At 61.7% G+C, this 2204-nt stretch carries 4 protein-coding genes; all 4 read left to right on the plus strand.

From position 1 onward, the window contains the following. Positions 1–607: serine hydrolase (locus tag DBR24_RS26885; RefSeq protein WP_146189128.1), on the plus strand; the 607-nt coding region annotated here is incomplete at its 5' end. Beyond that, positions 604–900, plus strand: a complete 297-nt coding sequence (locus DBR24_RS26890; protein WP_128616226.1) for an amidase — start codon at positions 604–606, stop codon at positions 898–900. The genes DBR24_RS26885 and DBR24_RS26890, both read left to right, overlap by 4 nt. Before the next feature lie 218 nt (positions 901–1118). Next, complete coding sequence (locus DBR24_RS26895) at positions 1119–1709, plus strand: YceI family protein (RefSeq protein ID WP_128616227.1); 591 nt, start codon at positions 1119–1121, stop codon at positions 1707–1709. 1 nt (position 1710) lies between these two features. After that, positions 1711–2204: phospholipase D-like domain-containing protein (locus tag DBR24_RS34020; protein ID WP_256591877.1), on the plus strand; the 494-nt coding region annotated here is incomplete at its 3' end.

The following is a 2204-nucleotide window of genomic DNA, read 5'->3' on the forward strand; positions in this document are numbered from 1 at the left end:
CACCCGTGGTCATCAAGACATGGCGGCGTTCAGCGCCGATCACGCAGCCTATGCCGAACCGGGGCAGGCGTTCCGTTACTCCAGCGGCGACAGTAACCTGCTCGCCGCCGCCTTGAAAAACATCGTCGGCGCGCAACGTTATCCGGACTACCCGTGGACGGCGTTGTTCGAACCCCTGGATATCCGCCACGCCGTGTGGGAAACCGATGCCACCGGCACGTTTGTCGCGTCGTCCTACGCTTATCTGACGGCGCGGGATCTGGCGCGGGTCGGTCTGTTGATGGCCCGCGATGGACGCTGGAAGGATCGGCAATTGCTGCCCAAGGATTGGCTGGCCTTCAACCGTCAACCCTTCAGCGGTTACAAGGCCCATCAGGACGAAGCCGTTCCCGGCGGGCAATGGTGGCTCAATCGCCCGGCCGATGGCGCCGCCTCGCCGTGGCCCGACGCCCCTTCCGACACCTTCGCCGCCCTCGGCCACTGGGGACAGGCGCTGTACGTGATTCCCAGTGAAAAACTGGTGATCGTGCGCTATGGCGATGATCGTGATGGCAGTTACCGCCACAACGAATTGCTCAAACGCGTGTTGAAGGCGGTGCAGCCATGAAGCGCTTGTTGCTGGTGCTGCTGATCGCGTTGCTTGGGTGGATCGGCTACGAGCGTGAAAATCTATGGGCGTTCCCGGACATCATCAGCGCCTACACCGCCAAGGAATATTGTTCGTGCCGTTATGTGATGAACAACGACGTCGGGTATTGCCATGGCTATGTGAAACAGTGGCTGCCGACCCGCCACTTTACCGATGACGCCGCCAGCAAAACCATCACCGTCAGCGGCCTGGGTCGCAGCAACAGCGCCCGCTGGCAGGGCGAGCGCCAGGGCTGTCGCCTCGATCCCTGAAACCCTCGATCCGCCAGGCAGTAGATAACCCTGTGGGAGCTGGCTTGCCAGCGATGACGGTGTTTCAGTCAACAGAGATATAGCCTGCCCTGGCGCTATCGCTGGCAAGCCAGCTCCCACAGGGATTTTCACCAATCGTTAGATTTGCTGCGATCAGTTTGCAATAACTGCGTGGGCGGTTAAGGTTCGTGCAGGTTTATTGCCCCCACGAGTCTTCAATGTTCAACCGCCCCCTCATTGCAACCGTGTCCAGCCTGTTGCTGGCCGCCGCCGCGTTGCCGGCGCAGGCCAATTGGTACCTGGATGGCGAGTCGTCGCGGCTCTCGTTCGTCAGCACGAAAAACGCCAACGTCTCCGAAGTGCAGCGCTTTCTGGTGTTGCACGGCAAGGTCGATCCGGATGGCCGCGCCGAAGTCGAAGTCGAGCTGGACTCGATCAACAGCGGCGTCCCGCTGCGTGATGAGCGCATGCGCAAAGAGTTGTTCCAGATCGAGCAATTCCCCGAAGCGACCATCACCACCCGGATCGACCTGCGGCCGATCAACGATCTGGCCCCCGGCGCGCAGCTGGAGTTGCGCTTGCCGCTGACCGTCAACCTGCACGGCAAACAACACGAATATCCCGCCGAACTGCTGGCAACGCGTCTCGATGACCGCCGGTTTCAAGTGGTCACGCTGGAGCCCTTGGTGATCAACGCCGAGGATTTCGATCTGGCGCCGGGGCTGGAGTCCTTGCGCAAACTGGCCGACCTGTCGGCCATCAGTCTGTCGGTGCCGGTGGGTGCGGTGCTGATCTTCACGGCGCGCTGACATGCGCGGCGGGGTGTTTCCGTGGCGTGACGGCAACCGGTTCGAGTTGTTGATCGACGGCCCGCAATTTTTCCCGCGCATGCTCGAGCAGATTGCCGGCGCTCAGGAGCAGATCGAGCTTGAGTTGTATCTGGTCGAGGCCGGCGCCTGTGCCGAAACCATCGTGCAAGCCCTGGTGCTGGCGGCCGAGCGCGGGGTGCTCGTGCGGTGCCTGTTCGATGATTACGGCAGCCTCGCGTTTACCCTGCATCTGCGTCAGCGCCTGATCCAGGCCGGCGTCGAGCTGCGTTTCTACAATCGCCTGAACTGGCGGCGCTGGGTCGGCAATTTCTACCGCGATCATCGCAAGCTGTTGTTGGTTGATCAGCGTCTGGCAGTGGTGGGGGGGACCGGTGTCACCGATGAATTCTGGACGCCGGGCCACGCCACCAGTGAATGGCATGAGGTGATGGTGGAAATCAGCGGCCCGCTGGTGATTGACTGGCAATTACTGTT

Origin of the sequence: Pseudomonas sp. HMWF006, from assembly GCF_003061205.1 — a bacterium.
GTDB lineage: Bacteria > Pseudomonadota > Gammaproteobacteria > Pseudomonadales > Pseudomonadaceae > Aquipseudomonas > Aquipseudomonas monsensis.

Excerpts from the sequence above, each read along its gene's own strand:
- DBR24_RS26890 (WP_128616226.1), top strand. The coding sequence starts at position 604 with ATGAAGCGCTTGTTGCTGGTGCTGCTGATCGCGTTGCTTGGGTGGATC.
- DBR24_RS26895 (WP_128616227.1), top strand. The coding sequence starts at position 1,119 with ATGTTCAACCGCCCCCTCATTGCAACCGTGTCCAGCCTGTTGCTGGCC.